Source organism: Mesorhizobium sp. M7A.F.Ca.US.006.04.2.1 (assembly GCF_004022915.1).
Lineage (GTDB): Bacteria > Pseudomonadota > Alphaproteobacteria > Rhizobiales > Rhizobiaceae > Mesorhizobium > Mesorhizobium ciceri.
This window is the reverse complement of record NZ_RZQA01000443.1, coordinates 1-5,284: the sequence shown is the minus strand read 5'-3', so window position 1 is coordinate 5,284 and position 5,284 is coordinate 1. Positions and strand designations below refer to the sequence as shown.

Sequence of the window (5,284 nt, the reverse complement as noted above, 5' to 3'; positions counted from 1 at the left end):
CGCACTTATCGTCCAAACCACCTGGAAACGCCCAGGCCGCACCCGTGTCCACCGGCTTTCCCCCAACTATGGGAAACAAAACCCTAAAGTTTTTTGCCGGCGGTAACCATTCGTTTACGGGCATTGTTAATCATACGGGTCAGGACTTAAGGCCGGGTAAAAATTCCGGCCACCGATGCGGAAGCGACGTCGATGAGTCCCTGGAGTCGCTTAGTCCAGGTTGTTAATGTGTTGCATTAGGAATTTGGTTCTGAGATTCGTTATTAGATTCAAGAGGGTGTAGAAAGAGGTTAAAAAATCTGGTACCGTCATGGACGGGAAATTAGGATTTGTTAACCATTCAATGGCAGCCTCTGCACAAGGCAACCACTGCTCCGGGTCCGGACGGGTCGTGAAATGGTCCGGCAGCAGAAAAGGGGAATAAAATGCGTGTTCTGCTGATAGAAGATGACAGTGCAACCGCACAAAGCATCGAACTGATGCTGAAATCGGAAAGTTTCAACGTCTACACGACCGATCTCGGTGAAGAGGGCGTCGATCTAGGCAAGCTCTACGACTACGATATCATTCTTCTCGACCTCAACCTGCCTGACATGTCAGGCTACGAGGTCTTGAGAACGCTTCGCCTTTCCAAGGTCAAAACACCTATTCTCATCCTCTCCGGCATGGCCGGCATTGAGGACAAGGTGCGCGGCCTCGGCTTCGGCGCAGACGACTACATGACCAAGCCATTCCACAAGGACGAGCTGGTTGCCCGCATTCATGCCATCGTGCGGCGTTCCAAGGGCCACGCCCAGTCGGTCATCACCACCGGCGACCTGGTGGTCAACCTCGATGCCAAGACAGTCGAAGTGGGCGGCCAGCGCGTGCACCTGACCGGCAAGGAATACCAGATGCTGGAGTTGCTCTCGCTACGCAAGGGCACCACGTTGACCAAGGAAATGTTCCTCAACCACCTCTATGGCGGCATGGACGAGCCTGAGCTGAAAATCATCGACGTCTTCATCTGCAAGCTGCGCAAAAAGCTCGACGCGGCATCGGGCGGTCAGAACTACATCGAAACGGTCTGGGGTCGCGGCTATGTGCTGCGCGAACCGGAAGACATTCGCGTCAGCGCCTGAGCGACGAATCGTTCGAATCTTTTCAATAAAAAACCCGGCTTCGGCCGGGTTTTTGCATGATGGGCTGGTAACGGTCTGCTTTTGGGCTTCCGAGCAGAAGACCGTCACGCACTTTTTCTGGAGTTGCTCAAGGATGCCGAATCAGGTGCGCTCTTCAAGGTGCGAAAGCGCTCGAGCAGCTGCGGGCGGTTGAACGGCTTCAAGAGATAGCCCTGGGCGCCGGCTCGCTTGGCCCGCATGATCGAAGCAATATCGAGCTCGACCAGGGAAATCAGGATCTGCGGCCTTATCGGGCTCTCCATGGCGCGGACGCGACGGATGAGATCGACCGCCGGTACGTCGGGCAAGGCGCCATCGACGACGATGATGTCGGGCATGTCGGCGGCGCACATCTCCAGCGCGTCAAGTCCGCTGGCGGCCTCGATGACAATCATTTCGGAGCCGCCCAGGATGCGTTTTGCAACCTTCCTGATAACGCTTGAATCGTCGACGAACATGCAGCGTTTCATTTCCGGGTCCTCTTTGCCTTCTGGCAGTCCGGTAGCGTCGGGGGCATCCAGGACGCACCATAGGCCAATCTGGTAAAGAAGCCGAAAAGGCGTTAGGTAAAATTTTTACAAAGATGGGCAGGTGCCTACTTTTATTCACGAATGCTTTGGCACCGCCTGAACGACCGGACGCATTTCAAGTCGATGAGCTGGAATTACAGCGTTAAATGAAAAAATACTTCGCTTTATCGGCTGCGCATCAGGCCGCCGAAAGCACGATTTCTTCCGGCGTCGCGTGGATCGATATCGTCATGCCGGCTTCGCGCGCCAGAAGCAGCGTGTAATAGGGCTGCACGGAATGCGCGTCGATCGGCTCCTCCGGCTTGTGGCCGGAATGCAGTTCGAGGAATTTCGGCGGCACCCGCAGCATCGGGCCAGCCGACGCAAGCGCGAATCGCGGCTCGGTCTCAAGGTTTTCCAGCGTCACGGAAAGCTTGCCGCCGCGCGGAATGGCGGCATTGGCGACGAGGATCAGGTTGAGCAGCAGCTTGACCTTGTTCTTGGGCAGCAACGCGCGGGGCCCGTTCCAGGTCAGTTCTGGCTTTTCGTTCTTGAGGAAGGCGATGGCGACCGCTTCGGCATCGCCGGTATCGATCAACATGCCGGCCGAACCGGCGGCACCGAAGGCGATGCGGGCGAACTGAAGGCGGGCCGAAGCGTTGCGGGCGCTCTGACGGATCAGCTTCATGGCGTCCTCATCGGCGCCGCCTTCATCAAGCAATTCGAGCCCGTTGTTGATCGCGCCGACCGGCGAGATGATATCGTGGCAGACCCGGCTGCACAAAAGCGCTGCCAGATCGGGTGCGGAAAGGGTGAACAGATCGGCCATCGGCGAAAAATCCCTGCAAAATCTCACAACTCATGGCCGGGCGATCGATCGTCGCCTGCCACACGAATCACGCACTCTCTCCTCAGGCTTTCTGAATACACAGCGCCCGTGCGTGCAGCAACAAATCCAAATTGTGGTTGTGGCAAATGGCGTGTTCACGCAGGCTGCCGACCCCAATTGAGCGACCCCAAACAGCCTTCGAACCGCCATGTTCATGTGGGAGCTTAATGGTTGAAAAAGGATTACGGCATAGTTTGCCCCTAACAGTTACCCTTAACGGCCGGCTAAAAGAGCCGTACGGGGTGCGAGGCGTCGGCGAAGGTGCTCCCTGACGGAGATTGGAAGCATGTTTTCCCGATACTACGACCGGAGCTTTCTCCGTGTCTTCTCAATGGCGGTCACGCTCCTGGGCGTTCTCGTCTTCTCGACTTCAGCCCTGCGGGCCCAGGAATACACCGCTCAGGAGATTGTCGATTCCGGTCACAAATTTTTTGGCGCCACATCGGGCGGACTCGCCACGGTGATAGAGAAGATTTTTGCCTCCTACGGCCTGCCCAACGGCTATCTGCTGGGCGAAGAGGGCTCCGGTGCGCTGATCGGTGGCCTGACCTATGGCGAAGGCACGCTCTACACCAAGAATGCCGGCGACCACAAAGTGTTCTGGCAAGGCCCGTCGCTCGGCTGGGATTTCGGCGGCGAGGGGTCGCGGGTGATGATGCTGGTCTACAATCTCGATGATGTGGGCAGCCTCTACAACCGCTATGGCGGCGTTGCCGGTTCAGCCTATGTGGTGGCGGGCGTCGGCTTCAACGTGCTGAAGAACAACAATGTTCTCCTGGTGCCGATCCGCACCGGCGTCGGTGCTCGGCTCGGCGTCAATCTCGGCTATCTGAAGCTTACCGAGCGGGCCACCTGGAATCCGTTCTAGGCTGAAGTCCTTGACTGTCGTTGTCCAAATCCGGGACCGCTTTTGGGTCGACATGCATTAAACTCGTACCGTTGCGGCAAACCCTTGCCGCAACGCTGGATTTCCGCCATGTCAACGTGGCACAGTCAAAGCGGTCTATGCGCTTTTGATGCTTGCCGGCCACAACGGGTAGTCACTTGGTCCAGTCGGTCCTGTTCTTCGTCCTCGGCTTTCTCTGCGCTGGCTTTCTGGCGCTCATGGTGGCTCCGGCCATATGGCGTCGTGCGGTCGCGCTTACACGCAAACGCATCGAATCCTCGATCCCTCTGACGCAGACCGAGATCCAGGCGGACAAGGATCGCATCCGCGCCGAATACGCCATGACGACGCGCCGCCTGGAAATCAGCGTCAAGGCGTTGCGTGAGAAGGCGGCCGAACAACTGGTCGAGATCAATCGCGGTCGCGAGGCCATGAAGGGCCTGGCGGTCGAGCGGACGGACAAGAACCAGGCGCTGACCGAGCTGGGCGCGAAGAACGAAGCGCTGCGTCAGCGAGAGGGCGAGTTGCAGCAGCTTTCGGAGCGTCTGAAGGAAACCGAACGCAAGCTGGAAAAGCGCGCACTTGAGCTGGAAAAGCTGGAGCGCATGTATGACGACGCCAGTTTTTCCTCGAGCAGCCGGCAGATCGAGCTCGTGGCGCGAGAATCCGAAATGCAGAAACTCGCCAGCGACATTGCGATGCTGCGCGGCCAGCGCAAGGAAGCCGACAGGCGCGGCCAGGAAATCGCGGCCGAAAGCAAGGCCGCGCGGGACGCCCTGAAAGCCGAGAAGAAAAAGACCGCCGAGCTCGACAAGAAGGTCGAACGGCTGCTGGCCACACTTGCCGATCGAGAAGACAAACTCGATCGCCGCGAAAAGGAACTGGCACGCATGCGCGAAAGATCGAAATCCGAGGACAGCGCGCCAGCCTTGCGGCTGGTCGGCAAGGGCGGCGATGTCGCGAGGAGCGATGATTTCGACAAGGCAATCGCCAAGCTCGACAGCGACCGTGAGCAGCTCGAGGCGAGGCTGACGGCGCTGGCGCGCGAGAACAAACGGCTGAAGGCGGATCTCACCGCACTGGCCGCCTCCAAGGCCACTGACAGCAGCTCCGCCTTGCGCGAGCAGATGAACGAGCTGGCGGCGGAGGTCGTCCATCTGACGGCCAAGCTCGAGGGGCCTGGTTCGCCGATCGCCATGGCATTGGCGGTACCGTCGGACGCACGCTCCGGCAACGGTGACCGCAGTCTTGCCGACCGCGTGCGCGCGCTGCAGAAGGCTGACGCGACAAGCTGAGATCAGGTCTCCTTAGAGCATTTCACCGTTTCACGGAAACGGCGAAATGCCCTAATTCTTCGCTTTGACGCAATTCTGGACGGAAAACCGCTTCACACTTTTCCTAGAATTGCTCTAGCCGAAAAATGATGCAGCGCGATGGCTGAAGCCGCGGCGACATTCAGGCTGTCGAAGCCTTCCGCCATGGTGATCCGCACGTCGTGCAGGCTTGCGAGCAGGTCGTCCGGCAAGCCTTCGCCCTCGGTGCCGAGATAGAGCGCCAGGCGCTCGCTGCGCTGCGCATCGCGGATGTCGGTCTTCCCGCGTGGCGAGAGCGCGAATTGTTCGAAGCCACGTCGGGCGAGCATCGTTGTGAAGCCGGCGGTGTCGGTGAACGATGCGAACGGGATCTTGAGCGCGGCGCCGACCGAAACGCGGATCGCCTTGCGATAGAGCGGGTCGCAGCACGTCGCATCCAGCAAAACCGCGTCAGCGCCAAAGGCGGCGGCGTTGCGGAAGATCGAGCCCACATTGTCATGGTTGGCGATGCCGACGAGCACCACGAC

6 protein-coding genes are annotated in these 5,284 nt (G+C 59.0%); 3 read left to right on the top strand and 3 right to left on the bottom strand.

All coding sequences use genetic code 11. The annotated features are described in order from the left end of the window. Positions 1-425: 425 nt before the first annotated feature. On the top strand, positions 426-1,121 hold the full coding sequence (gene ctrA, locus EN925_RS21985; protein WP_006203583.1) for a cell cycle two-component system response regulator CtrA: 696 nt from the start codon (positions 426-428) through the stop codon (positions 1,119-1,121). Between the two features lie 104 nt (positions 1,122-1,225). On the opposite strand, the gene EN925_RS21980 is transcribed toward ctrA, so the two are convergent. Beyond that, positions 1,226-1,630, bottom strand: coding sequence for a response regulator (locus tag EN925_RS21980; RefSeq protein WP_024504503.1), 405 nt, complete (start codon positions 1,628-1,630; stop codon positions 1,226-1,228). Positions 1,631-1,868: 238 nt separating this feature from the next. Then, positions 1,869-2,498: a histidine phosphotransferase family protein gene (locus tag EN925_RS21975; protein ID WP_024504504.1), complete on the bottom strand. Its 630-nt coding sequence runs from the start codon at positions 2,496-2,498 to the stop codon at positions 1,869-1,871. 391 nt (positions 2,499-2,889) lie between these two features. Between EN925_RS21975 and EN925_RS21970 the strand changes: the two genes are divergently transcribed. Together EN925_RS21970 and EN925_RS21965 are read left to right on the top strand one after the other, a co-directional pair. Continuing rightward, a complete protein-coding gene (locus tag EN925_RS21970; RefSeq protein ID WP_224621527.1) occupies positions 2,890-3,426 on the top strand; it encodes an EipA family protein in 537 nt (178 codons plus the stop codon). Positions 3,427-3,602: 176 nt separating this feature from the next. Beyond that, entirely contained in the window at positions 3,603-4,739 is a 1,137-nt protein-coding gene (locus EN925_RS21965) for a hypothetical protein (RefSeq protein ID WP_024504506.1), read from the top strand. A 92-nt stretch (positions 4,740-4,831) separates the two neighbouring features. Here the strand turns inward: EN925_RS21965 and EN925_RS21960 are convergent. Next, positions 4,832-5,284: RNA methyltransferase (locus tag EN925_RS21960; RefSeq protein WP_164894321.1), on the bottom strand; the 453-nt coding region annotated here is incomplete at its 5' end.